Raw genomic sequence first — 25,376 nt, 5'->3', positions numbered from 1 at the left:
TAAGCGTCAGGCACTAGCAGCGTTTGCCCTATTAAAAAACAAGATATTGCGGCTTAATCAAACCTTGTAGCGCGGTATAAGGTACGATTAAATCTGTCGTTTCAATCTGTCTATTTGATAACTCGCCCGCCTGATAGACCATGTGTAGACCTTTGTTATCCAAATACCATTGCTGCGATAACGCTAATGACGTGGAGTGAATGTCTTTTTGCTCTGCGCTTTGCCGCTCATTATCTTGCAAAGTAAGCCATTCTCTTTTAGCCGTTTGCACTGTCAGCAATAGCTCATCGGTGCTCACTTGCGGTAGCAAAATATCATTAATGGTGAGCTTCAGCTTTTTTTGTATATCGAGCATGACGTAGCTCACTTGTTGCTGACGGCTGTCACTACGATGTTGATTTGAACGTATCACCAAATAGCCGCTATCAGCAGCGCCCACCGCATTTTTGCTCGTGCTCGTATCATTATTTTTCTGCAATTTACTTATTGTGGGATTGAACACCAGCTCGGTATCAATACGCTGATACATAGGTAACGTAGGCACGGCTTGCTCGGCATAAGCGATTTGATTAAAGAGCATTGAAACCGTTTTTTTGGCGGTTTCATCTTCGCTTGCCAGCGGCGTTGTTGGGGCTAATACGCGAGCTATCGTCTGCCACATGATGCTGGTCAGCCACGGCTGCTCAGGATTGAAGTGTAAAATATTCAACTCTAAATACTGACAGTCTCTCTGTGCGGCGTCACAATTTGGCTGCTGAGCAATCACCTGATTTTTAATCACATTCAGGTGCGGTACAGCATTATTGTTTGCCGTGTTTGGCATGACAGGAGCAATAACAGCAACCTGTGTCTTCGTATTAGAAAGAATTTTGATTTTATTAGCAGATTCCGCTTCCGCTTGTTGCTCAAATAGCGAATTCGGTTGAATTTCACAGCCTATTGAAATCCCACTGATAGACAAAATCAGCCCTAATAGTAAAGAAGGCGTGATACTTTTGGGCTTATGAAGTTTGGTATTCATGGCGTTAACTAAAAAGGAAGTTCATCTTTAATAATAGCGTAAATTTGTCTCACAAGAAGCACTGAATTAAATAACTACTGAATTAAATAAATAATACTATCAATCGGCTGTTTTCGTATTTTTATCTATCGACTGCGTATTTTGAGCTTTAGTAGACGCATTCTTTGTATCTTTATCTGTGGTATCTGCGGTGTTATCAGAGTAAGCCGTATCTTTGCGGCTACTGCGTCTTGGAATCAATAATAACGCTACTCCAACTACCCCTATCGTCAACCACTTTTTTTTATTCAGTTGACTGCTTATTTTTTTATCATTCTGTTGCGCCATGAGTTCATACCTTTAAACACTTTTAGCATATTAAACGGTGCTGCTAACGACCTAATGGATAGGTCGTGATACCCGTATCTCCGGTATCCACTCTAGTGAAGCTTTTAGCCTTAGCGGTAGGCTTTGGCGTTTGGTCACGTTTGGGTACGAGCGGATTGAGTGGCATTAATTCATAATCTGCGCTGACATTGCCATCCCAGCCTTCGGTGCCACTTAATGGTAATTGCTTAATCGTGCCATTTTTATCAATGACCAATTGCAACACGCGCATTTGATTGAATTTGCGCTCAGTGACGCTTGCTACCGCACCGCCATCACGCAAAATAGTGGGCTGTAAAAATATGATTAAATTACTCTTTTGGGTGTTGTCATTGTTGGAGCGAAACAAGCGCCCGAACAGCGGTACATTGCCTAAACCGGGAACTTTTTGTTGACTGGTGGTACTGTTATCACGCATCAAGCCACCCAATGCAATGGTCTGCTGGTCGTCCGCTAAAATGGTGGTATTAATCAGGCTTTTATTGGTAATTACACCACTTGCATTGCCAATACTGCTCGGTACGACGGAGGATACCTCTTGCGACACCTCTAAGCGCACCGTGCCATTATCCCCAATGTGCGGAATGACATTAAGGTTGATACCGATATCTTGGCGGTCAATGGTTTGAAACGGATTGGTAGAGGAATTACCACTAGTGGTGTAAGAACCGGTCACAAATGGGACGTTTTGACCCACTAAAATACTGGCTTTTTCATTGTCTAAGGTCAAAATTGATGGCATGGATAATAAATTGGCACTGGTAGAAGAGTTTAATGCTTGTAAAATAGCACCATAAAACTGAGTATTGCCTTTACTGTCTTTGCTGCTGCTACCGATACCGAGCAACGCGCCTGCAATCGAACCTGCCGCTGCACTAATGCCAGCACCACCCGCTAAAGCCGCTCCTGCAAGGGTAGCAGCACTTGCGCCAACGTTATTAAAGTTCACCACGCCATAACCACTATTGGCATTACCCAGCGCCCACTGCACACCAAGTTGGGTGGCATCATCACCCGATACTTCAACGATTGCCGCTTGAATGAGTACTTGAGCGCGGCGGTTATCTAGCTGATTGACCGCTTCTTCAATTTCAAACATCAGCTCAGGCGCGGCATTAACGATAACAGAGTTTTGAGTTTCATCAGCGATAATACTAAAAGGACGAGCGCTGTCGCTTGTTGAGCTAGCTGTACCCGCCACAGACGAGCTAACTGCAGACATGTCCTCATTCTTTAATGCTGCCCCCGTGGTTCTGTTATTGTTTAAAGATGCTGATTCTAACGTCGATGGCGTCCCTGCACTATTAATAGATTGATTAGCAAGCAGACCACGCAGCATTTGGGCAATATGGTTGGCACTGGCGTATTTTAAACGGAACACACGCAGACCACTCAGCCGCCGCGTGGGCGTGGTATCCAGTTGATTGACCATATCTTGAACTTTGGCAATCATCTCAGGGCTGCCTTTAACAAGCAATCTATCACTGGAATTATCAGCAATGATTTTGAGTTGATTGCTGCCTTGACCTTGTGCAGTACCCGCACTGGCGACAAGGGCGCTGATTAAATCCATCATACGTTCAGCATCGACATGACGCAGCGGAATCACGCGTAAGCTGTCATTGACATTACTGTCCAAGTCACGGATTAAGGCGGTCAATTGATTAAGACTATCAGCACGATCTGATAGCACCAACGCATTAATACCCGGCACAGCAGCAGCATGTGCCGACTGCGGCATCAATGGGCGTATAACGCCTAGGACTTCTGCCGCTTGAGTATTGGTTAAATAAATCACCCGTGTAGTTAGTGCTTCACCGACCGTTTCACCGCGTAAGTCCACCGCGATTCCCGATTCCTTAGCCACATTATCAGGAACCAGTTTCGTCGTATTTCCTGATTTAATCGCCGCAATACCATTCACTTGCATGACGCTTAAGAACAGCTCATAAATCTGATCACGCGACAAGGCACGGTTTGAAATGACCGTCACATTACCATTGATACGCGGGTCAAGTACGAAGTTCTGATCGGTAATCGTCGCCACTTCATTTATAAAGGCTTTGATATCCGCATCTTGTAGATTGACTTTCCAGCTTTCAGCACTGGCAAGCCCGCACGTTGCTACCCAAAGTGGCAGCGCCAAACATAGCGGACGGCAAACATAAAGCAAGCGCTGCACAATATGAGATAAAGGCGTCAATAAAAATTTATGCGAACGTACCATGGTGATGATTACCCACTGTGATGTCGTTGCTCGTACACGACATAAAATAAGATGAATTAATGCTAAAAAGAATGCTTATACCCATTAAGATCAATATTTAAACAAGCCCTGTAATTATTTTCCTGACTGTTAATTAATTTAAGCCTAAATGGTCATATGAAATAGATAATACATAGTATGGCGTTGGTATGGTAAAGAGAAAATACTGATAAATAAAATGACTGGTTCAATAGCATACAGGGTTTAATGAAACCTATAATTTAAATAGCAAAATATAGCTTAAGCCTACTACCTAATAGGCTACTAACCAGCCATTTTTGCTAAAACTGTTGATGTACAGTAATCAACTGATCGCCGCGCTTCACCTCTATTGTAGCTTCACCTGATTGCTGCACTTGTTGTAATAATCCAGCATCTTTACTAGGATTATTGCCGACTGACTGCCCATTAACTGATAGCACTTTATCACCTGGCTCTAACCCCAAGCGGCTACGCACACCTGAAGGCATTGCTGCGGTCACTTGATAGCCTTCTCCCGATGCCATTACTCCCATACGACTTAAGTAGCTTGCCGGACTTTCTTGTAAGGCGGTGACTGCTTCATCAATAGGCGAATCAGGATTGCTATTGTCGGTTGTAGCGCCAGCATTATTACTATCGACTGCCCCGTCTTGCATAGTCATATTTTGCATGGGTGCACCCATATTTTGACTACCGTCCGGCAACCGCTGATTGGTTACTGTTCCTGCTGCTAGCCCGCGTTGGTCAAGTGGCATCGCATCTGCCATACGAATAACGGTCTGTTGGTCATTGGCAGCAGCAATGATAACGGAATTCCAATCGACCGCTATTAGGGTATAGCCACTATTTTGCAGGGTGTCACCAATACGGTAATTTTTGACCTCGCCATTAACGTCTAATAATGCAGAAGACAGGCTTTCTGGTATCGCCAGCAGCACCCCTTTTAGCGCGACATTAGGCGACTCTTGTACAGCAGCTGGCTCTGGTTCTGGATCAGCAAATATCGTAAATAATCCACTATGATCGGTGCTGGCTTGATTATTCTGTAAGGGTAACAAAGGCAATGCAGGCGGCACAGGCGCTGCCACTAGCAGCCACAGCAAACGCGCCGCTGTCCAGCATAACCAGCTAATGGCTGCCAATAGCAGCCACCCTGAGAACCGATTTAGGATCTCAATGATTGGCTTAATACGTGTCGTCATACTCGTCATCTACTGCGCCCCTGCCTCAGATAACCCTAACAACAGCGGCTGACGGACACTGACTACTGACGTATCTTGCGGGGCTTGTCCTTTATATTCTGGCATATTTTCTAACAATCGCTGTGTCAAGCTCACATCTAACATACTGTCGCCATCAAGATATAAATCACCCAAGCGCTTATCTTGATTATTTAACACATTAATATGCAGTAAATTCTGATTATTTTTTTGCTCGCTGCTTAATTGTGCCCGCAGCGGTGGCAAAGTGATATAAAATATTTTACCACCACTTGGGTAGCCCACTTCACCGCCAACCCATGTCAGCTGACCATCAGCCTGACTAAATCCAGCTTTTTTCTCTGCTGTTCCTGACTGACGCTGCAATGACAGCGCATTGACCTGAATAGGCGTATTAGGCAGCTGCCAATCAACGACACTTGCCAACGTTTCGGGCGCAATCTTACCGCTTATGTCATTTACCTGCCAAGAGCCGCGCCCTACTTTCACTTGTCCATCAAGACGCGTCTGCCCCGTACTCACCTCAACATCTGCGCCTATTTTCCCTAACAATAACTGCCATGGTTGCCATGACCATGTCGCCGCACCCGTCAAAGGCATATCTGACAACGGTAGCTGCCAAATTGCCGAGCCTTGCCATAAGTTACCAGAGACATGCTGAACATAGGGCGAGTCTGGTGCGTATTTGTCTAGCACCCATGCTGCCGGCATCTGCAATACTGTAAATAGTGCAAATAATACAAAGCCAACCAGCCACCATAACTTACGAGGGCGCTTATTAGACGAAGCAGACGCTTGAGGCACAGGAAAATTACTCTTATGACAGATAAAATGACATCATCATAGCAAACAATCGCCTAATGATGACAGCAAAAAAGTCAGTATCTTTTCACAAAGATACTGACTTTTATTTATACATCACACTTACATCGCTTCACTTAATTTTTGACTCAATCACATAAGCGATTCAACGCTCAGCATAAAAATTAAGCGTAACGTTTATACCGCAAAATCGTTAATATCACGACCAGCCGCCAGCGCATCGACTAACCATGTTGGCTTACGACCACGACCTGTCCACGTATCATTACTATCTTCGGTATTACGATATTTAATATTGCGCTTTTTCTCTAAGCTTTCACCCGCTTTTAAAATCTCTTCAATCGTACTGCCACTTTCTTTGGCAATCTTTTCAAATTGAATGTAAGCATCATGCAAGCTTTGGTGCTGTTTTTTGTTAATCAATTGCTGCGCAGTTTCAGTAATCGCACGCAGTTCATCGACATTGAAGTTTTCTAAATTAATAGCATTGCTGTTATTCATAACAATCTCTTTTCTAATTTAATTCATATATAAAGTGTATTATCTTAAAAATGATTACTATTATACTGAAATACCAATATGAATAATAATCACTATAAGAATAATAGATTAACATAATTCCTTATAATAAAAAATAATTAAATAAAAGCTTTATGTTTTAAGCACTTTAATTTTATAAATAGAGAAATACAACTTTTATTTACTTTTTTATAAAAATAATTTTAATATTAATTAACTAACAATAGTTTATTAAAAAAAATTTTACTAAACGTTTTTATAAATTTACTCTTTAATAAGGCATAAAAAAAGCCTGTAAACACAGGCTTTTTTCAATTTTAATCAACACTCTTTACAGATAGCTGCTCTAAGGTATAAGTTAAAATGGAATGTCGTCATCCACTGGACCATCTGGCATCATTGTTGGCTTCGGTTGAGTGGGTGCTGGGGCTGGTTTATTAAATTGATTGGGTTGATTGTAAGCGTTGGCGTTATTATTAAAGCCGTTTTGGCTGCCGCCCTGCATACCTTGGTTAGGGGCACCAGAACCTTGATTATAGCCGCCTTGCGGAGCTGACTGTTGGTTTGGCTGACCACCTTGGTTGTTCTGATTATTTGGATTATAACCACCTTGTTGAGCATTTTGATTGCCAAAACCAGTATTTTGATTTTGACCGCCACCAGCACTATCGAGCATTTGCATTTGATACGCTTTAATATCAGTCGCATAGCGATCACTACCGTCTGCTGCTTGATATTTACGCGTCTGTAAGCTGCCTTCGATATACACTTTACTGCCTTTGCGCAGATACTGCGCGGCAATTTCACCCAAGCGATTATATAGCGCAATACGATGCCATTCGGTCGCTTCCTTTTTTTCGCCGCTTAGTTTATCCGTCCATTGTTCTGAGGTGGCAACGGTAATATTAGTGACGCTACCGCCATTACTGAATTGGCGTACTTCAGGATCTGCACCGAGATTACCGAGAATAATAACTTTATTAACACCGCGCATGATATCGTCCTTTTTTGATGAATGATTTTATAAGGGTAATGCTTTTATAAGTTTAATTATGGATATCTCTATCAAAAATTTAATAGCTTCTTTATTAAAACTATTAACTTCTATCAGTAATATAGTTTCACTTTAACCAGTTTTTAGTTAAATATCTAGGGGGCTTTGTGCTAGATGCGACAGCTCTTGTCGTGCATTATCGGTCAGTTGGGTTTTATCTAATTTTAAATAAGCGACCTGCTCTTTTGCCATGACGACCAGCTCATCAACGCCGTGAATCGCTAGCATTTGCCGTGACCATTCTTGAATATCAATATTTTTTGGAATCGTGACGGTGGTGCTTGATAAGTACGGTGGATCGGCAATTGGGATAATTAATAATAACGCTGCCGCCATGATTATCGCCAATATGCCCCACGCTAATAGGTTTGGCTGATTCAGCAACAAGCCGCCCATTGCCCCGCCCACAAACGCGCCAAAGAACTGACTGGAGGAATTTAAGCCCATCGCTGTTGCTTTATTCGCAACTGGTGCGCGTTTGGATATCCATGAGGGAATGGTTGCCTCTAATAGGTTAAAGCCCATAAAATATAGTAGCAAACCAAAGATAATGCCCACACCCCAATGGCTGCCAAGCGCCAGTATCACCAGTGAGCCAGTCATTAACCCAATCGCCGCTAAGAAAACTGGGCGCATTTTGCGTTTCTTTTCGGCAATGATAATAAAGGGTAACGCGATAGCAAAACCAATAAATAATAACGGCAAATATACCATACCTTGCTGGCGTACGCTCAAACCCATCACTTCTGACAACTGATGTGGCAGAATGACAAATATCGCGGTCATGGTTAAATGCAGGGCAAAAATACCGATATGTAATCGGTTTAAATCACCGATTTTTAGCACATCAGAAAGCTGCTGCCCAATCGATTTACTATCAAGATTGTGCTTGAGCACGCGCATGGGTGATGGCACGACCAGTAGCAATATCATTGCCAAAACAGCAAAACCTGCGGTCAGCCAAAATAAACCAGAAATACCCAGCGAGCCGACCAATAAAGGTCCAAAAGCAAATGCCAACATGATAGAGGAGGCAATCGTCAGCCCCATCGTTGCCATTGCCTTGGTACGCATTTCTTCACGGGTAACGTCAGCTAATAGCGCCATCAATACCGCTGAAACTGCGCCACTGCCTGCCAGCGCGCGACCAATAATTACCTCATAAATATCAGTAGCATTGGCGGCAATCATACCGCCTACCGCAAACAATATTAGCCCAAGCATGATAACGGGCTTACGTGGGAACTTATCAGCAGCAAGGCTCATTGGAATCTGAAAGATCGCTTGCCCAAGACCATACACACCGACCGCTAAACCAATCAAAAATGGGGTCGCATGGGCATAATCATTTCCATAAACAGAAAACACCGGCACAATCATAAATAAACCAATCATTCGCAAGGCGAAAATACCACCGACCCCGAAGATTGCCCGTTTTTCTACGCTATTCATACTTGCCTCACTGATTCATCATTTAACGTCTGACGTTCTGCTCATTACGATTATGCACTTTAATATTATGCATTCTACATACAGCCATATGGCAAAACCACGCTATCTTCATGCGTCTATTTGTCTCGATTATCAAGGCTATGATTGAGATTGTTATTAGGGCATAGCGGTGATGCTTGTTGCCCTCTTTATCGGCAATGCCCAACAATCAAGCCCCACAGTATAAAACATTCGCCCCTTGGCTGCCGATTTTTATATTGATACCCACACCGACCCTGATCCTTATCAACAACCCATTAATTTTGTTACCAAGTGCATCCTGTGAACGCCCACACCTTGAATAATATGTCTTTCATAACAATAAAGTAGGACATTGCGATAAATATACAGCGATGAATGTTTTGATAAAATCAAACGCTGATTTAGATTTATCACCATCATTTATAAGAAACTGATTTCTTTATCACGACATTTTTTCTACTTATATATTAACATTTAAAATAATAATACTATTTTTAAAACAATCTTTGAAATTCACTTCTACATCTGATGTTATAGATGTTCAAAACAACATTACAAATGACGATTTCTATTAATGAATCAACCCTTATAAATATTAAAGACCCATTTTTTAATGCTTTATTTAATTGACCTTTGTTGGTATTTTTAATCAGTACTTTATACTTATATTTAATATGAACCATACTGATTTTAATCACCCTTTTAGCAAATAGGAAACCTATAACCGATGGCACATGACCACATTTCAGTCCGCGGCGCACGCACGCATAATTTAAAAAATATTGATATAGACATTCCACGTGATAAATTCGTGGTGATTACGGGTTTATCAGGGTCTGGTAAATCGTCGTTGGCATTTGATACCCTTTATGCCGAGGGACAGCGCCGTTATGTCGAGAGTTTATCGGCTTATGCCCGCCAATTTTTATCGCAAATGGAAAAGCCAGAAGTCGATAGTATTGAAGGCTTATCACCAGCTATTGCCATTGAGCAAAAATCAACCAATCATAATCCACGCTCAACCGTTGGGACGATTACTGAGATTTATGACTATTTGCGCTTGCTTTATGCGCGTATCGGTACGCCGTTTTGCCCTGAACATAACGAGCCGATGGTCGCACAAACGGTGACCGAAATGGTCGATCACGTCATGGCGCTGCCCGAAGACAGCAAGCTCATGATTTTAGCGCCCGTGATTCGTGAGCGTAAAGGCGAGCATACGGTATTGCTTGAACAACTGGTCGGGCAAGGTTTTGTACGCGTGCGTGTTGACGGTCAAGTCTATGATATGGATGAGCTGCCTGAGCTTGAGAAAAATAAAAAACATACCATTGAAGTAGTCGTTGACCGCTTTAAAGTACGTGATGATTTGGGCAACCGCGTTGCAGAAAGTTTAGAAACCGCACTGCGCTTGGGGCAAGGTTTGGTAATTTTACATCATATGGATGGCAATCCAAAAGAAGGCGGTAGCGACGACCAATTGCTATCCGCCAAGCACAGCTGCCCGGTTTGTGACCGTGCGGTGTCTGAGCTTGAGCCGCGTATGTTTAGCTTTAACAATCCTTATGGCGCGTGTCCGGCTTGTGATGGCTTGGGAAAACGTCAGTATTTCTCAGCTGAAAAGCTGATTACCCATCATGAAAAATCGCTCAATCAAGGCGCGATTAATGGTTGGGATAAACGTCATGCGTATTATTTTGGTCTGCTAGCAACTGTTTGCAATCATTTTAATATTGATATGGATGCACCATGGCAAGCACTGTCAAAAGAGCAGCAAGATTTAATCATGCAAGGCTCAGGTAAAGAAAAGCTAACCTTTAACTTTACCGATGAGCGCGGTCGTAAAACCAATAAAACCATTCCGTTTGAAGGGGTGCTGCCTTATCTTGAGCGTCGTTACGCCAAAACGCAAAGCAACCTTGTGCGTGATGAGCTGGCAAAGTATCTGGCAGATACCACCTGTAACGTCTGTGATGGCGCACGTCTTAATGAGATTTCGCGCAATGTGCGTGTTGATGACCAAACGATTGCTCAGATTGTAAAGCTGTCTATCGGTGATGCTGCCAATTATTACAAAACTATCAAAATCGACGGTCATAAAGGTGAAGTTGCCGAAAAAATCTTTAAAGAAATTAACGAGCGCTTAAACTTCCTCGTCAGCGTCGGGCTTGATTATTTATCTCTCGCCCGCTCTGCTGAAACCTTATCCGGTGGTGAAGCGCAACGTATTCGCCTCGCCAGCCAAATCGGTGCGGGACTTATGGGCGTGATGTATGTCCTCGATGAGCCGTCTATTGGTTTGCATCAGCGCGATAATGACCGCCTGTTAAACACCCTAACCCGACTGCGCGACTTGGGCAACACCGTATTGGTCGTTGAGCATGATGAAGATGCGATTCGTCAAGCCGATTATGTCATTGATATTGGCGTGGGCGCAGGCGTGCATGGTGGTCATATCATCGCTCAAGGCACTGTCGATGACATCATGGCATCGGAAGAATCATTAACCGGACAGTATCTATCCGGTAAATTAAAAATAGAAGTACCTAAAATTCGCCATCAACCCAAAATGATTGACGTTGAAGTAGAAGGTAAAGCAAAACCGAAAAAAGTACCGATGACCATTGAGCTAAAAGGCGCAATCGGCAATAACTTACAAGATGTGAATTTAATCATACCGGTTGGCATCATGACTTGTGTCACGGGCGTGTCCGGTTCTGGTAAATCGACCTTAATTAATCGTACCTTAATGCCGCTTGCCGCTACTCAACTAAATAACGCCACCACTTTGATTGCTGATAAACATCACAGCATTACTGGACTTGAGCATTTGGATAAAATGGTCGATATCGACCAAAGCCCAATCGGTCGTACGCCGCGCTCCAATCCAGCAACCTATACTGGCGTCTTTACCCCAGTGCGTGAAATGTTCGCGCAAACCGTAGAAGCCCGCGCGCGCGGTTATAAACCCGGTCGCTTTAGCTTTAACGTCAAAGGCGGACGTTGCGAAACGTGCCAAGGCGATGGACTCATCAAAGTTGAAATGCATTTCTTGCCAGATATGTATGTGCCGTGTGACAGCTGTGAAGGCAAACGCTATAACCGCGAGACCTTAGAGATTCTCTATAAAGGCAAAAGTATCGCCGATGTGCTCGATATGACCGTGGAAGATGCGACAGAATTCTTCTCTGCGATTCCTGCGATTCATCGTCGCCTTGAAGCGTTAATGGAAGTTGGGCTGAGCTATATTCGCCTTGGTCAATCCGCGCCCACGCTATCGGGCGGTGAAGCGCAACGGGTGAAACTGGCGCGTGAACTGGCAAAACGCGATACCGGACAGACGCTGTATATCTTGGATGAGCCGACAACTGGCTTGCATTTCCATGATATTGCTAAGCTGCTCAATATCCTGCATGCGCTGCGTGATAAAGGCAATACCATCATCGTAATTGAGCATAATTTGGATGTGATTAAAACCGCAGATTGGGTGATTGACTTGGGTCCTGAAGGCGGTAAAGGTGGTGGACTGATTATCGCGGAAGGTACACCGGAAGAAGTCGCTGAGGCTAAAGGCTCATATACAGGTGAGTTTTTGAAGCCGATGTTGCAAGTGAGTTAGTAGTTTGGGGGAAAATTTATAAAAGGCTACTTTTTAAGGGGTAGTCTTTTTTGTTGGGTAGGTTTTGAGTGCAATATTAATGTAGTTATTAATCTAAAATTGTCTATAAGGTAAACAATAAATGGCAAATGTAGAAAAAATTGAAAAAAAACTATTAGATCTTATTGATAATGAGAATTCCTTTGCCATTGCACTGACTGGTGAGTGGGGTATTGGTAAGACGCGCTTTTGGAAAAGCTTCTACGAGAAAAATCATATAGATTTAGGTGTTAATAAATACTCTTATGTCTCTCTCTTTGGTATAGATTCAATAGAAGCTTTGAAGTTTGAAATTGCCATTAGCACCCATGAGACTACGCAAAAAAAAGACTACCTTTCTGGTCTCAAAGGTATTTTTAAAAAGAGCTTGGATGCTATAGATTTGCCAAATCTCGAAGGTTCAGGTGTCACCTTATCTCTTGGTAAAGGCTTACTTAACAGTGCTATTACTAGTCTTATCGGAGATACTTTGATTTGTATTGATGATATTGAAAGGCTATCTAAAAATATAGATATCAAAGATGTGATGGGTTTAGTTAATCATTTAAGCTTAGAAAAAAACTGTAAGGTAGTAGTAATATTACACGAAGGTAAAGCAGACAAAGATTTTATAGAATATAAGGAAAAAGTGTTTGATGAAGTGTTAACTTTAGATAATTCATTATCTATCATCAAAGAGTCAATCGTCAATAATGAGCTTTTTCCTATATATGAAATTTTTTATCAAACTATGGACATCAAAAATATAAGGTTTTACCAGCGAGTTGAAAGAACTTTGAAAGCTATACTAGATAATTCAGACGATGACCTGTCTTTCACTAGTAAACAACAAATTTTGGAAGCTCTTTTAATTATACGTATGGCTCATGATATGCCTTCTACTTTTGATAATACTATTGATTTCGATTTCTTTGTGAAGTCATTCAGCTCACCTAGAGTCGATGAGCTTCGTAGTTATGACTTTGATCTTGCATTCAAATTAGATGAAAATAGATTAGATGATGAAGAGAAAGTTGAAGTAGCAAGAAAATTCAAAGTAATGGATGATGTTATTTCTCAGTTTTATAGCTACTTTGAACTGTCAGGCTGGAGTAAAATAATAACAGACTTACTCATCAGCTTAGATGCAGAAAGTGATGTTATCGAAGAATTAAGTCGATTAGATAGACTCACAGAAACTCAATTAGAAAGCGATAGAAAAAAGCAAGATTTGATGGCTGAATATCGTAATTTAAACTCAGATCAAAGCTTCAATCAGAGACTGTTTGACAATATTAAAGATAGAATAGACAGAGAAGCATTCCCTAATTTAAGCTTCCATTATAATATACTCGAAAAAAATGGTTCTCCTGAGCTAGCCAACCAATTTGAAGAGTTAGTGAAACACTATATAGAAGAGAGAGTTAAGAAAGGACCAGAAGAGTGGCTTATAGGAGATTATTATCTTAGAACTCCCGTAACTCCTGATATTTTTTATAACTTTCTTTTGCAAAAAATTAATGATCAAAAAAAGGGACTGGCTCTAAATACTGATGCTAGTACTCTATCCGAAATTTTTATGCGATTTTGCAAACATGGAAATGATAGTGAGGATTTTTTTGAAGCTATACAAAATATTAGTAAAGAAAATTTCAGTTCTGTTGTTTGGCAACCACTTGATGATGGAATAGATAGAATTAAATATATTCGAGAATTACTAAAACACCCTGCTTTTAAAGTTAAGATTGCCAAATTTAACAACGAAGATAGACTTGATACAGCGATTTGGCATTATCAAGAGCTGGTAAATGCTCAAAAGCCACCTCCTTTTATCCATCAACCAGTTATTATGCAAAGCAAGTTAAATGAAGTTAAGCGATGGACTCTAGAATTGCTTCAAAAGAGACTGGTAGAGAAACCGAATAGTAAAGCAGCTATCGAACATCTTTTAGAACTTACGAATAACTTAGAGAGTATTTAAACGCGCAGCTCTAGCTGTCGCCAAGATATAAGCGAAAAGTGGGATTAGCTCACTACAAAGCTACCCCACCTAAATAAACTCTCTCACCACATTCATCACCCGCCCATCTACCGTACGCTCTATTTTTGCCTCTAACTGACTACACTGCGATTCAACTTCACGTTTCGACAGCCCAACGATTACGAATGTCCATTCACTGGCATCATGCCGATCACGTTCCCCACTTTCACATACTGCAACGCTTGGCGTATTGCCAAAGCGCGCGTGCAAGCCGCCCATACGTTGGCGTTTTTCTTTTAACGAGCCACATCCAGGTAAAGAAAACGTCAAAGTGAGGATGCCGATATGCATGTGTTTCTCCGTGCTGCAGAAAGTGTAAGCGATTCAGTTTTCAAGCGCATTACAGACAGCGCAATCCGCATACTGTTATGATGCCATTAATAATAAATCACGAGCGCTGAGAGATGATTATGTGGCAAATATATCTATTTATTCTACCGATTGGCTTGGGCATTATGACCTTGGTTGCCAGTCTGATATTCTTTTTTGCCTATATAACGTCTAAAGACAATGCCACGCGCTTGCCTGCGTTTAAGTGGTTTAAACGCTTGCTTGTCGTGGCATTTATATTACTTAGCCTTGGGTTGTTTATGACTTTTAGGAATTTTTGGGGTTAATTTACAACCAGTATTTCTAGTTACTGCTAGCTACTGATTATTTTCTCAAGCGCTAATAATTGTAAATCTGCACGTTTTGGCTCGCCATTATTCCCATCATCAGGGAACGGCATAGACGCACCAGACAGCCGATAACCACGGCGCTCATAATACGCCAACAGCTCAGGGCGATGACTTAAGATACTCATGGTGATGTGAGACGGCTGCGCACGCGATTGCAAATGTCGATTGGCAAAGGTTTCCGCCGCTTGTAGCATTTGATGCCCAATACCCTGCCCTTGTAACTCTGGATGCACGGCAAACATGCCGATATATGCGCTACTTTTATCGGCATTGTCCTGCATATCAACCGCAATACAGCCGAGCAATTCACCTGTCTCTATCCCGTCACGATTGCCGGTATCGGTTTTTGGATAAACAAACAGGTAATGTTTAGGCTCAGCAATCACAGCAGCAAGTTCAGCGGCAGTGATACGAATACCACCGATTAAATCCGCCTCATTCGTCCAGCCTTCTGCATGCCGATAACAACGATTCAGCAACTGCTCAAGTGCGTTGATATCAGCAAGTTCGGCTTGTCTTAAAGATATAGCGTTTGCGCTCATAAATGCCTTTTAGGTTTAGGGTTATAGGATTATTATTTATTTGCGCCATGAATTTTTGCGCCCCTGGGTTTTTCTCCATTCACTGTGAGAGCACATGGGCTTGGGCAATAATATCAAATCCTGCGTTAATCTGCGCGCGCGTTGGTGTATGACCAAGACGCAATAGCTCGCCAAAGGCAACCAGTTCTTTGTCACGACCTAAGGTACTGGCAGCAGTGGCGCGGCTATTATCGTCCTCATCATCAAAATAATATTCAATATAATTCAGCGTATCAGGCGAGCCGATTAAAATATTATAATCGGGCGTTTTGGCATGACCGCTGTAACGCAAGCTTTTACCATATTGCATCGTCCAAAAAAACGGCACGCGTTCATCAAGCGAATGAACGCTATCGTCTTTTAAAATTGCTGCTGCCGTGACCAGACCATGTTGCAACGCTACACGCCAATGCTCGATTCGCAATCGTCCCATTTGTCCGTCTGCATTGGCAATATCGCCTAACGCATAGACGCCATCGCGCAGTTGCAAATGACTGTCGACTAGAACGCCTTCACGAGGATTTATTTCTTCGCCTAATAGTTTAGTACGTGGTAATACGCCCGTACCTAAAATCACCATGTCTGCGTCTAGTTGCTCACCATTGGCAAGGGTAATACCGCTAACTTTTGCAACGGTACTATCTGTATTTTCAGCTGAAATAGTTTCTTGAACGGTGGCATCGAGTACGAAATTAATGCCATTATCTTTATGCAGTTTAATCAACGCATTACTGACCGTTTCTGAGATTATATTGCCCATCACGCGCTGATTTTGCCCGATGACGGTAATGGATTTGGTTATGCCTGCCTGCGCTAATGCTGATGCGACTTCCATACCGATAAAACCTGTACCAACAATGACGACTTTTTTATCATGACTAGCAGCTTTAATAATTTTGGCATCGTCCATACTGCGCAAGGTATAAACACCATCAAGGTCAGCACCTTTTATGGGCGGTACGATGGGCGATGCACCCGTTGCCACGACTACATAGTCGGCACTGAGCTTGTCATTAGTAGCTTTTTCACTATCATTAATAATTAACGTGCGCTCATTTGGCAACACTTCGCTAACGGTTTGGTTGAGACGCAACTCAATATTTTGTTTTTCCGCCCAGTCCGTACCACCAAGTAGCAATTTATCTTCAGCCATATTGCCTGCTAAAAAGGCTTTGGATAATAAGGTACGATTATAAGGCGCTTTATCATCAGCACTAATTATCGTGATTTTACCGCCATAGCCAGTATTGCGCAGATGATGTGCGGTCATAAAGCCAGCCGCACCGCCTCCGACGATAACGGTATGCTTCTCTGCCATTTTGTCATTAGCCACTGAGTTATCTATCTTTTTAGTCGTATCAACCGTTAGACTGTCGCCATTGTCGGTTAGCTCATATTGCGTGAGCCCGTCCGTTGCTACTGGCTCTAATAAGCTGCCATCACGACTATCAAAAGTGCCATGATGCCAAGGACAAATGACGCGATTGCCACAACGTAACCCCGTGCCCAAATCTGCACCAGCATGCGGACATTTACCATCAAACGCATGAAACTCATCATCGTCACGAGTGATTAAAATGATACTATTGTCTTCTTGCTTATACGATTTCATGCCGCCAGTTGGAATGTCAGTTTTATTGATGGTTATTGTATGAATATTTGAGTTGGTCATAAGTCATCCTTAACGGTAGCGATTGCTGCCTTATTAATTATAATAATGAGTAAAAGGTATTATCGCGAGTAATATAGGGCTACGAATAATCAGATATCCTTGATAGTAGCAAGGACGCGGCGTTTGCGATGTTTTATTGTATGTCTGCCACGTAGCAAAACGTAACTATTTGCTAATTACCCCACTTTGCTGAGCATTACTCCAGCGTTAATTTTCCTTTAAATTTTAAAATCCTAATAGACGACTACTTTATGACTCCTCAAGCAACCAATAGTGCGACTTCTCAGCCAGTGACAGATACCTTTGAGCAACCATCATTTGACCAATCATCATGTAACCAACAGTCATTTGATTACTCAAGCGTAGATTTTGCGTCATTAACCGATACCTCAAAATTGCCGCAACCAACTCTACCACCTATCACACAAGCAACTTATAAAGCCTGCGCCAAAGACTTTGTGGTTAATGAAATCCTGCCGAATACCTTTACTGGCGAAGGCGAACATTTATGGTTACACATACAAAAAATGAGCATGAATACCGCATATCTTGCTAAATTACTAGCCGAATGGGCGGATATTCCACTGCGCGATGTGGGTTATTCAGGATTAAAAGACCGGCATGCCTTAACCACGCAATGGTTTAGTTTACGCATTCCTAAGAAGCAATTACCGCCCACTATTTTTGCGCCAGTTGACCTTGGTAATGATGAAAGCGTAGAGATACTGGCGCAGCATTGGCACAATAAAAAACTGGGACGCGGGGCGCATCGTGCCAATCAATTTATCATTACCTTACGTGACGTTCAGTTGGCAGACAGTATTTTAGATGCGCAACAGCAGCTCATTACACAACAAAAAATAGCCCAACATTTAGCACATATCAGTCAAATGGGTGTACCCAATTATTTTGGTCCACAGCGTTTTGGTCATGGCGGTAATAATATTAAAGAAGCGCTAAGATTGTTTGCTGAACCGCAAAAGGATAAAACTAAAAACCAAGCTAAAAATAAGCGTAAACGTTCGCCTCAAGAACACCATACTATGGCATTGTCTGCCGCCCGCAGTTTAATATTTAATGAGATTTTAGCGGTGCGAGTACGTGATGGCAGCTGGAATACAGGTATTGCCGGAGAAGTATTTAATTTAAACGGCTCAGGTTCAATATTCGCCAGTGAAGAAATGGACGATAGTTTACGCGCCAGACTGATTGCAGGCGATATTCATCCAACCGCCCCATTATGGGGACTAGAAAATAATAAAGTGAGTGGTGCGGCAGCAGCGCTAGAGAATGACGTGGTACAGCAAAACCCAGTATTAATGCAGCTAGCAACAGGTCTTATGCAACGTGATATTAAGGCGCAAAGACGGGCTTTACGCTTACCGATTGAGGATTTAAAGTGGGAATGGCAGGACGCGCAAACCCTAATATTGTGCTTTAGCTTACCAACCGGCAGCTTTGCCACCAGTGTGTTGGCAAATTTGGTACAACAGTTACAAATGCGCTCAGCTTAATGATACGGGCTAAATAATAAACGTTAAATATAGCGATTTTTATGTGACATTATGGGTTTAAGCGCCATAGCGTGGTTCAGGAATAATGCCTTCTGCCATCAAATCATTAGCACTAGCGACTTGATTACGCCCATGTTCTTTGGCTTTATATAATGCCTTGTCAGCGATACTGATCATACCATTGCATATTTCACTGGCGAACAGCGCTTGGTGTTGTTGACTGAGGTCGAGTGCTGCGCGCTTATCCAGACGTAGTTTTGTCTGATCGTACCCATTTACTTGCAGGCTTCTGACACTAGCATGTGCTCTTAGATTGACAAACGGTCCGCCATTTCTGATCGTCCAGTTGTCTTTAGCAAGATTGGCATCAGTAGGCTTCCATTCTTGCTTAATCCGTAGCAACTCAGCATAGGTTAAGGTGTAAACGCCAAGGCTAGCCGTTATCTGAAAAGTAGTGCCATCATCTAGCGTCATCATATGCTGAGCAATACTTTCACGTAATTGTTCAGCCATTTTCATCGCCATACGGTGCTCTGTATTGGGTAATACAATCAAGAACTCTTCACCACCATAACGGCTGACACTTTCTTTAGTATTGAACACTTGCTTCAGCACTTGTGCCACTTCATATAGCACGTGGTCGCCCCCTTCATGACCATAACTATCATTGATACTCTTAAACCAATCTAAATCTAGTAAAATGACGCTATAGTCTTGTGCTGGCTGGGTTGCCATGATGGTTTTTTGCATTTGAGTCAAACCGAAACGACGGTTATTTAGCTTGGTCAAGACATCTTGATTGGCATGCTTTAAAACTTCCTCTTTACTGTCATCTAATATTAACAGCATTGTCCGGAACGCATAAACCATAAAAAGGGCTTTGGGTAATGCCAAATACATGTGGGTTGAGCGCCAAAAAAAAGCCGAGGCACGGCGCATCTGAAACAAAGTATCCCAAGTTAGCGTCCTATTATCGACACGTGCGGCATTAATCGCATTCTCAAGGGTGTTCGTCTCGCTATAAGTGATATAGCTGTAAGTATCAAGCGGAATAGAAGTAATGGCAAGATTACGTAAGTTAGGCAGATGAACACCCAAATAAGGAACCAGAGTAACCACCACAATCAAAGACGTTTGCCATAAAAAAGCCCGCCAAATATAACTCCGACGGACTAGCATCATACCCAACATTGCACCGCCCACCAGCGACACGCCAGACACTAAGCTACTGTGTCCCATTATTAAAATAATGCCAGCCATATAAAGACTATAAATAACAATCAGCACAATTTGCCAATAATGCAGCAGCTGATCATTATTCTTAATGCGTGCTAAATGCCCAACCAGCCACCAAAAAAATAACCCCACCAAGGTGACACACAACCACATCGGATACAGCAGTCCCAAATCGACATACTGACCATAAGTATCTTGGCGTACCCAAATATAAAAACACCAAAACCAATGGAGACAAACTTCTATCACAATAAATAGCGATAACAAAGAGGCTCTATCCGCGTCTTGCCACTCGAAAATAATTCGAGAAAGTTTTTTATAGCCTAGTTGGTCTATCGATACAGGCATATATGTGCTACCGCGTAATAATTCATGGATGAAATAACGCTAAATGAGTATATCCAGTGTGCCGAATTTTAAAGGATTTATCAATCCCCTTATGCTTGTACGCCTTAATAATAAAGGGCTGACTTTAGTTGATATAAATTTTAAAGTATCAATATTTTTTGATATATAACAAACTTTAAATCATTATCATGATTGCTTTAAATAGTGATAAAATGTCTTAAAAAGACTGCCAAATCCCCTGCTGCTCAGGATTGATAGTCGGTACATCGCCAATACGTCGCCATGGCATATTGCTGCCATGAAAGTCACTGCCCGTAGAAACCGCTAACTCATGTTCAGCAATGGTTCTATCTACCATGCGCCGTGTGCTCAGGGGTTCACTATTTGCCGGTAATTCACAACCATCGCCGCCAAGCTCAGCGAATTCAGCAATCAGTTTGCGCACTCTGGTTGCCGATAGCTGATAACGGGTTGGATGCGCCAATACCGCCTTGCCACCGCACGCATGAATCAGCTCTATACCCCGTTCCATACTCAGTGCCTCAATCGCCACATAAGCCGCTTTATTGTCCGCCAAGTATTTATCAAAGGCTTTTTGTACCGTTTTGACCAAACCGCGCTCGAATAATACTTGTCCAATATGCGCACGCCCTACCGCTTGCGGATTATTGCCTGCTTTGGCGCAAATCTCTTGCCATAAGTCGTCATAATCTAGCGATAATAATTCACTCAATTTTTCTGTGATACGTTGACCACGGGTAGCACGACTGTCTTGTAACTGTTGCAAAGTCTCATGCATTTGCTCGCGATCCGTAAAATTCAGCCCGAGCACATGAATGATTTTATTGGTAGATTTATTTTTGCCATAACCGCCATTCAGCGTATGCTCACAGCTAATCTCAACGCCATTAATCAGTTGAATGCCACATTCTGTAGCGGCAAGTCTCGCTTCATCAATGCCCTTTAACGTGTCATGGTCGGTCAATGCCAATACGTTGACACCTGCCGAATGGGCGCGCTGTACCACCTCTGTTGGGGCAAAAGTACCGTCGGAGAAAGTACTGTGACAATGTAAGTCAATTTTCATAATGGTGACCTTAGCTATGTTATGAATGAGGGTAAATCGTGTGCATAAGACAGACACACTTTAATGATTGTGACTTGTCAGCTTTTTTTTAGCGCAGTAGACGTGTAAACTAGCCGTTACGTTTTTGATGGACATCCCACCTGATATGAAAGCTTTATTAGACTTCATTCCCCTGATTGCCTTTTTTATTGCTGCTCGTACCAACGGTATTTTAGCAGCCGCAGGGGCGCTATTGATTGCGACCCTACTCATCTATACCATTCATTTTGTGCGTCAAAAAGGCAAGTTTGATAAACAGCAATGGGTGGTTTTGTTACTCACCGTCGTCTTTTGTGGCGGCACGCTCATCTTGCGTGATGATATCTATTTACGCTGGAAGTCGCCCATTATTAACGGTGTCTTTGCGTTGACATTACTGGTCAGTGCCGCTATCAATAAGCCGCTGATGCAATTGGCGATGAAAGACGTGTTTAATCTATCCATGCGCGGCTGGAAACAGCTGACTGTTGCATGGGCGCTATTCTTTATGCTGATGGGCGTACTACATTATATCACGGCATTTACGATGACTGATGAAGCATGGATTAACTTTAAAACGTACGGCTGGATTCCGATTATGCTGGTGTTCGTGATTGCGCAATTTTTGGTGTTAAAAAAGCATATCAATCCTGCATTGATGGATAAAACCAACAAGTAACCATAGTGAAATATCAATAACCAAATAAAAACCGCTACATAAAAGCGACTAAATGCTCTGATAACGATGACTTATGAATATATTAGACGTATTTATAAGTTAATTACCATTCAAATTTATTATTTACGTAGGAAATATAATGCCTTTATTTGCGATTATCGGTCATGATGTTGCTAATAGTGAAGCTCAACGAAAAATCACGCGTCCCGAGCATCTTGCGCGTTTGCAAGCTTTAGATACTGAGCAGCGCGTGGTCGTCGCTGGACCCACGCCTATTGAACATGGTCAAAGTGCGATGTCAGGCAGTATTGTGATTGCTGAGTTTGAATCGCTTGATGCTGCGCAAACGTGGGCAGGCGCTGAGCCTTATCTGCGTGACGGTGTCTATAGCCATGTCGATATTAAGCCCTTTATCCATGTATTACCAACACCCACTGATACGATAGCCGCTTCGTGAGACGATTGATGACCGCATCAAAACCAGTAAAGCCATCTCTACGCCAAAGCTATCAATATGGCGTGGCTATTGTCATGCTTGTCGCCGCTATGAGCGCACAAGCAGCACCTGTCAGTACTGCTGCTGAGCAAGCCGCAGCATCCGTTGATAACGGCATTGACACGAGTCAGACGAATAATGAACCCACTTTATCGCCAGAAGCCCTTTATAACCATACTTTAGCAGCGCAATTACAACCCGAACCTACTGCCCTCAGCGCTGCCAATCAGAAATTAGTCAGCGAAAATATTAGCCTGCAACGGCAAGTAGATGACTTACAAAATCAAGTGAATGTTTTAGTCTATGAAAGTAAAGGTCATCTGTTTTTGTACGGCGCTTTTACCGTACTCATTAGTTTATTAGTCGGTATTTTTATCTCGTGGCTGTTGTTTAGACGCCGTGTGCGTTGGTAATATGACAACTCCTTAATGGCTTACATTGCTTATTTATCTTACGTGACCCTCCATGTCTAAAGCTATTGGCTCCATATCTGACAGTATTCCTCGCCGATTCAGAAAGCAAGCGGAGCAACCGCCTCTAAAACCATCTGAATATCCCAATGTCATCACACCCGCCAAGATTGTCTGGCAAACAGACGATACCGGTAATAGCGTGCCCGTCTCAGGCGAATTTGGCGATGTGTATTTTTCCCATGTGGACGGCTTGGCAGAATCGCGCCATGTGTTTCTTAATGGCAATCAGCTCCCAGAACGCTTAGCAATATTAGCAGCGTATCAGTGCTTTACCATTGCTGAATTGGGCTTTGGTACGGGACTCAATTTATTAGCATTATGGCAACTTTGGCGACAACTGCGTACGACACATCCAGAGTTAATCACGTCTCGCTTGCACCTCATCACGACCGAAAAACATCCCATACCACTAGTAGATTTAACGCAGATACTCACCTTATGGGGACAACGCGCGCCTGAATTAACTACACTTATTGGGCAATTATTAGCCGCTTATCCGCCACTTATTTCGGGCTGTCACCGTCTGAATTTTATTAGTGATAATTTTACTGTAGATATATGGCTGGGCGATGCGGCAGAGAGTTTAGCAAAATTGGATACACAGTTAGACAGCCATAGCTCTAATCAGCCAGCGCATATTGATGCTTGGTTTTTAGATGGTTTTGCGCCCTCTTGTAATCAGTCGTTGTGGGCGGATAGTATATTTGCGCAGGTACAGCGTTTATCGCATTTAGGTACGACTGCAGCCACTTATAGCTGTGCCGGTGTGGTCAAACGTGGCTTGCAAGATAGCGGCTTTGAGATTAAAAAAGTGGCAGGATTTGGGCGTAAGCGTGACATGCTAACGGCAGTGATGAAGCTCGCTAAAGATAACGCTTCTGTTTCTAGTGAAGTGAATAAGTCTAAAGAATCGCCAATACTTCCCAACCGACCAACGCATATCGTCGCTATTGGTGCGGGCATTGCCGGCTTGATGAGCGCATGGTCGCTAGCGAATCGTGGTATCAAGGTGACAATGTTAGATAAAGACGCGCCACTATCAGGCGCATCAGGCAATCCACGCGCCCTACTCGCACCGAAAATGACGCCCATTCATCATGTCGATGAGCATTTACACACCATCGGTTATCTTTATAGCAGCCGATTTTATCGGTATTTAAATCAGCAAGCGGCAATTCATGCTACTCCGCCTATACTTGAGCCTACCGGAGCGCTTGAGATATTGGTCAAATCTAATGTGAGTGTCGAGGAAATTGCTGACTATCCGTATGAGATGGCAACCACTTTAACTACTGCACAAGCTGAAGAGATTACTGGTTTATCAACGCTAGATTTATCCACAAACTTATATTTACCGCAGTCCGGACTGGTCAATCCGCAAGCGATAAAAAACATAATACTCATGCATCCGCTAATTACTTTTCAACAACTAGCCGTCACGCACATAGATGAAACTGAAAATAATGTGCGCATTATTGGACACATTGATAATGATATGCAAGGTAATGACATTAAGAAGAATGACACTGTCACTCTCGATGCTATTACTCTTGATGCCGACAGCGTCGTCATTTGCGCGGCTTATGAAGGTCACAAACTAGACAGCCGAATTGCCAAATGTCGTACCATTCGTGGGCAACTGTCTTGGTTTACTACCACTACTGAACAACAGACACATTTACCCAAAATACCACTAAAATATAGTGGCTATTGCGCACCATTCCTCGCGCAAAAAGGTGATGCTGAACTAAACACTATGGTAGAAGGTCAAGCGCAATTTTTACTGGGCGCAAGCTTTCTCGATGCCGATACCGACACGGGTATCCGTCCGCAGGAAAATCAGCAGAACCGTGAAAAGTTGATTACTGACATACCTGAGCTAGATAGTAGCTTGCCAACAGATACCGATAATTGGCAAGCTCGTGCCGGTATTCGCACCCAAACCATAGATTATCATCCGCTAGTGGGTCTATTAGCAGACAGCAAACGCCTGTGGACACTATCGGCAATGGGCGCAAAAGGGTACGCTTTAGCGCCTCTCTGTGCGGAGACATTAGCAGATATGATGTTAGGGTCATTTTCGCCTTTATCAGCAGCTATGATTGCCAAAATATCACCAAATCGCGCGCGCGTACATGCTTTAAAATAGTGATTCAAGCCCGTGCGTTTTAAACTGAACGTCTTAATTGCA

At 42.7% G+C, this 25,376-nt stretch carries 21 protein-coding genes; 8 read left to right on the top strand and 13 right to left on the bottom strand.

Annotation, left to right across the window (positions count from 1 at the left end):
* Window positions 1-31: 31 nt before the first annotated feature.
* The 8 genes from AOC03_RS08995 to AOC03_RS08960 form a co-directional block, all read right to left on the bottom strand.
* A complete protein-coding gene (locus AOC03_RS08995; RefSeq protein WP_062535252.1) occupies window positions 32-1,021 on the bottom strand; it encodes a hypothetical protein in 990 nt (329 codons plus the stop codon).
* A 99-nt stretch (window positions 1,022-1,120) separates the two neighbouring features.
* Window positions 1,121-1,348 (bottom strand): hypothetical protein, encoded by a 228-nt coding sequence (locus AOC03_RS08990; protein WP_062535250.1) that lies wholly within the window; start codon window positions 1,346-1,348, stop codon window positions 1,121-1,123.
* Between the two features lie 43 nt (window positions 1,349-1,391).
* Window positions 1,392-3,614 (bottom strand): type II secretion system secretin GspD, encoded by a 2,223-nt coding sequence (gspD, locus tag AOC03_RS08985; RefSeq protein WP_062535248.1) that lies wholly within the window; start codon window positions 3,612-3,614, stop codon window positions 1,392-1,394.
* A 320-nt stretch (window positions 3,615-3,934) separates the two neighbouring features.
* On the bottom strand, window positions 3,935-4,846 hold the full coding sequence (locus AOC03_RS08980; RefSeq protein WP_062535245.1) for a type II secretion system protein N: 912 nt from the start codon (window positions 4,844-4,846) through the stop codon (window positions 3,935-3,937).
* Entirely contained in the window at window positions 4,847-5,659 is an 813-nt protein-coding gene (gene gspN / locus AOC03_RS08975) for a type II secretion system protein N (protein WP_062535244.1), read from the bottom strand.
* Between the two features lie 195 nt (window positions 5,660-5,854).
* Complete coding sequence (locus AOC03_RS08970; RefSeq protein WP_062535235.1) at window positions 5,855-6,178, bottom strand: H-NS family nucleoid-associated regulatory protein; 324 nt, start codon at window positions 6,176-6,178, stop codon at window positions 5,855-5,857.
* A gap of 376 nt (window positions 6,179-6,554) precedes the next feature.
* Window positions 6,555-7,190 carry a single-stranded DNA-binding protein gene (ssb, locus tag AOC03_RS08965; RefSeq protein ID WP_062535233.1) on the bottom strand — a complete coding sequence of 212 codons (636 nt, stop codon included), beginning with the start codon at window positions 7,188-7,190 and terminating at the stop codon, window positions 6,555-6,557.
* A 147-nt stretch (window positions 7,191-7,337) separates the two neighbouring features.
* On the bottom strand, window positions 7,338-8,702 hold the full coding sequence (locus AOC03_RS08960) for an MFS transporter (RefSeq protein ID WP_062535231.1): 1,365 nt from the start codon (window positions 8,700-8,702) through the stop codon (window positions 7,338-7,340).
* A 748-nt stretch (window positions 8,703-9,450) separates the two neighbouring features.
* Here AOC03_RS08960 and uvrA point away from each other — a divergent pair.
* Both uvrA and AOC03_RS12680 read left to right on the top strand, forming a co-directional pair.
* Window positions 9,451-12,342: an excinuclease ABC subunit UvrA gene (gene uvrA / locus AOC03_RS08955; RefSeq protein WP_062535230.1), complete on the top strand. Its 2,892-nt coding sequence runs from the start codon at window positions 9,451-9,453 to the stop codon at window positions 12,340-12,342.
* A 121-nt stretch (window positions 12,343-12,463) separates the two neighbouring features.
* On the top strand, window positions 12,464-14,341 hold the full coding sequence (locus AOC03_RS12680; protein ID WP_157049302.1) for a P-loop NTPase fold protein: 1,878 nt from the start codon (window positions 12,464-12,466) through the stop codon (window positions 14,339-14,341).
* Window positions 14,342-14,410: 69 nt separating this feature from the next.
* Here AOC03_RS12680 and AOC03_RS08945 read toward each other — a convergent pair whose 3' ends face one another.
* The gene (locus tag AOC03_RS08945) at window positions 14,411-14,692 is read right to left on the bottom strand and encodes a DUF503 domain-containing protein (protein WP_062535228.1); all 282 of its coding nucleotides are present in this window, start codon (window positions 14,690-14,692) and stop codon (window positions 14,411-14,413) included.
* A gap of 119 nt (window positions 14,693-14,811) precedes the next feature.
* Between AOC03_RS08945 and AOC03_RS08940 the strand changes: the two genes are divergently transcribed.
* Complete coding sequence (locus AOC03_RS08940) at window positions 14,812-15,018, top strand: hypothetical protein (protein WP_084785898.1); 207 nt, start codon at window positions 14,812-14,814, stop codon at window positions 15,016-15,018.
* 26 nt (window positions 15,019-15,044) lie between these two features.
* Here the strand turns inward: AOC03_RS08940 and AOC03_RS08935 are convergent, their stop codons facing one another.
* Together AOC03_RS08935 and AOC03_RS08930 are read right to left on the bottom strand one after the other, a co-directional pair.
* A complete protein-coding gene (locus AOC03_RS08935) occupies window positions 15,045-15,623 on the bottom strand; it encodes a GNAT family N-acetyltransferase (protein WP_062535226.1) in 579 nt (192 codons plus the stop codon).
* A gap of 79 nt (window positions 15,624-15,702) precedes the next feature.
* Window positions 15,703-17,334, bottom strand: a complete 1,632-nt coding sequence (locus tag AOC03_RS08930) for an FAD-dependent oxidoreductase (protein ID WP_062535225.1) — start codon at window positions 17,332-17,334, stop codon at window positions 15,703-15,705.
* Window positions 17,335-17,585: 251 nt separating this feature from the next.
* On the opposite strand from AOC03_RS08930, the gene truD reads away from it, so the two are divergent.
* A complete protein-coding gene (truD, locus tag AOC03_RS08925; RefSeq protein ID WP_084785822.1) occupies window positions 17,586-18,848 on the top strand; it encodes a tRNA pseudouridine(13) synthase TruD in 1,263 nt (420 codons plus the stop codon).
* 57 nt (window positions 18,849-18,905) lie between these two features.
* Here truD and AOC03_RS08920 read toward each other — a convergent pair whose 3' ends face one another.
* On the bottom strand, window positions 18,906-20,432 hold the full coding sequence (locus AOC03_RS08920) for a sensor domain-containing diguanylate cyclase (RefSeq protein ID WP_062535223.1): 1,527 nt from the start codon (window positions 20,430-20,432) through the stop codon (window positions 18,906-18,908).
* A gap of 217 nt (window positions 20,433-20,649) precedes the next feature.
* Window positions 20,650-21,519, bottom strand: a complete 870-nt coding sequence (locus AOC03_RS08915) for a PHP domain-containing protein (protein ID WP_062535221.1) — start codon at window positions 21,517-21,519, stop codon at window positions 20,650-20,652.
* A 145-nt stretch (window positions 21,520-21,664) separates the two neighbouring features.
* On the opposite strand from AOC03_RS08915, the gene ispZ reads away from it, so the two are divergent.
* The 4 genes from ispZ (at window position 21,665) to mnmC (ending at window position 25,334) form a co-directional block, all read left to right on the top strand.
* On the top strand, window positions 21,665-22,216 hold the full coding sequence (ispZ, locus tag AOC03_RS08910; RefSeq protein WP_062535219.1) for a septation protein IspZ: 552 nt from the start codon (window positions 21,665-21,667) through the stop codon (window positions 22,214-22,216).
* Between the two features lie 139 nt (window positions 22,217-22,355).
* Window positions 22,356-22,673 carry a YciI family protein gene (locus AOC03_RS08905; protein ID WP_062535217.1) on the top strand — a complete coding sequence of 106 codons (318 nt, stop codon included), beginning with the start codon at window positions 22,356-22,358 and terminating at the stop codon, window positions 22,671-22,673.
* A gap of 8 nt (window positions 22,674-22,681) precedes the next feature.
* The gene (locus AOC03_RS08900; RefSeq protein ID WP_062535215.1) at window positions 22,682-23,125 is read left to right on the top strand and encodes a hypothetical protein; all 444 of its coding nucleotides are present in this window, start codon (window positions 22,682-22,684) and stop codon (window positions 23,123-23,125) included.
* 52 nt (window positions 23,126-23,177) lie between these two features.
* On the top strand, window positions 23,178-25,334 hold the full coding sequence (gene mnmC / locus AOC03_RS08895; protein WP_084785821.1) for an FAD-dependent 5-carboxymethylaminomethyl-2-thiouridine(34) oxidoreductase MnmC: 2,157 nt from the start codon (window positions 23,178-23,180) through the stop codon (window positions 25,332-25,334).
* Window positions 25,335-25,376: the final 42 nt, after the last annotated feature.

The sequence above is a fragment of the Psychrobacter urativorans genome (assembly GCF_001298525.1).
GTDB lineage: Bacteria > Pseudomonadota > Gammaproteobacteria > Pseudomonadales > Moraxellaceae > Psychrobacter > Psychrobacter urativorans_A.
This window is presented reverse-complemented; position numbering and strand designations above follow the sequence as displayed.

Bases quoted from the DNA above. Each gene is read 5' to 3' on its own strand.
- AOC03_RS08995 (WP_062535252.1), bottom strand. From the start codon at position 1,021: ATGAATACCAAACTTCATAAGCCCAAAAGTATCACGCCTTCTTTACTA.
- AOC03_RS08990 (WP_062535250.1), bottom strand. From the start codon at position 1,348: ATGGCGCAACAGAATGATAAAAAAATAAGCAGTCAACTGAATAAAAAA.
- gspD (WP_062535248.1), bottom strand. From the start codon at position 3,614: ATGGTACGTTCGCATAAATTTTTATTGACGCCTTTATCTCATATTGTG.
- AOC03_RS08980 (WP_062535245.1), bottom strand. From the start codon at position 4,846: ATGACGAGTATGACGACACGTATTAAGCCAATCATTGAGATCCTAAAT.
- AOC03_RS08970 (WP_062535235.1), bottom strand. From the start codon at position 6,178: ATGAATAACAGCAATGCTATTAATTTAGAAAACTTCAATGTCGATGAA.
- ssb (WP_062535233.1), bottom strand. From the start codon at position 7,190: ATGCGCGGTGTTAATAAAGTTATTATTCTCGGTAATCTCGGTGCAGAT.
- AOC03_RS08960 (WP_062535231.1), bottom strand. From the start codon at position 8,702: ATGAATAGCGTAGAAAAACGGGCAATCTTCGGGGTCGGTGGTATTTTC.
- uvrA (WP_062535230.1), top strand. From the start codon at position 9,451: ATGGCACATGACCACATTTCAGTCCGCGGCGCACGCACGCATAATTTA.
- AOC03_RS12680 (WP_157049302.1), top strand. From the start codon at position 12,464: ATGGCAAATGTAGAAAAAATTGAAAAAAAACTATTAGATCTTATTGAT.
- AOC03_RS08945 (WP_062535228.1), bottom strand. From the start codon at position 14,692: ATGCATATCGGCATCCTCACTTTGACGTTTTCTTTACCTGGATGTGGC.
- AOC03_RS08940 (WP_084785898.1), top strand. From the start codon at position 14,812: ATGTGGCAAATATATCTATTTATTCTACCGATTGGCTTGGGCATTATG.
- AOC03_RS08935 (WP_062535226.1), bottom strand. From the start codon at position 15,623: ATGAGCGCAAACGCTATATCTTTAAGACAAGCCGAACTTGCTGATATC.
- AOC03_RS08930 (WP_062535225.1), bottom strand. From the start codon at position 17,334: ATGACCAACTCAAATATTCATACAATAACCATCAATAAAACTGACATT.
- truD (WP_084785822.1), top strand. From the start codon at position 17,586: ATGACTCCTCAAGCAACCAATAGTGCGACTTCTCAGCCAGTGACAGAT.
- AOC03_RS08920 (WP_062535223.1), bottom strand. From the start codon at position 20,432: ATGCCTGTATCGATAGACCAACTAGGCTATAAAAAACTTTCTCGAATT.
- AOC03_RS08915 (WP_062535221.1), bottom strand. From the start codon at position 21,519: ATGAAAATTGACTTACATTGTCACAGTACTTTCTCCGACGGTACTTTT.
- ispZ (WP_062535219.1), top strand. From the start codon at position 21,665: ATGAAAGCTTTATTAGACTTCATTCCCCTGATTGCCTTTTTTATTGCT.
- AOC03_RS08905 (WP_062535217.1), top strand. From the start codon at position 22,356: ATGCCTTTATTTGCGATTATCGGTCATGATGTTGCTAATAGTGAAGCT.
- AOC03_RS08900 (WP_062535215.1), top strand. From the start codon at position 22,682: ATGACCGCATCAAAACCAGTAAAGCCATCTCTACGCCAAAGCTATCAA.
- mnmC (WP_084785821.1), top strand. From the start codon at position 23,178: ATGTCTAAAGCTATTGGCTCCATATCTGACAGTATTCCTCGCCGATTC.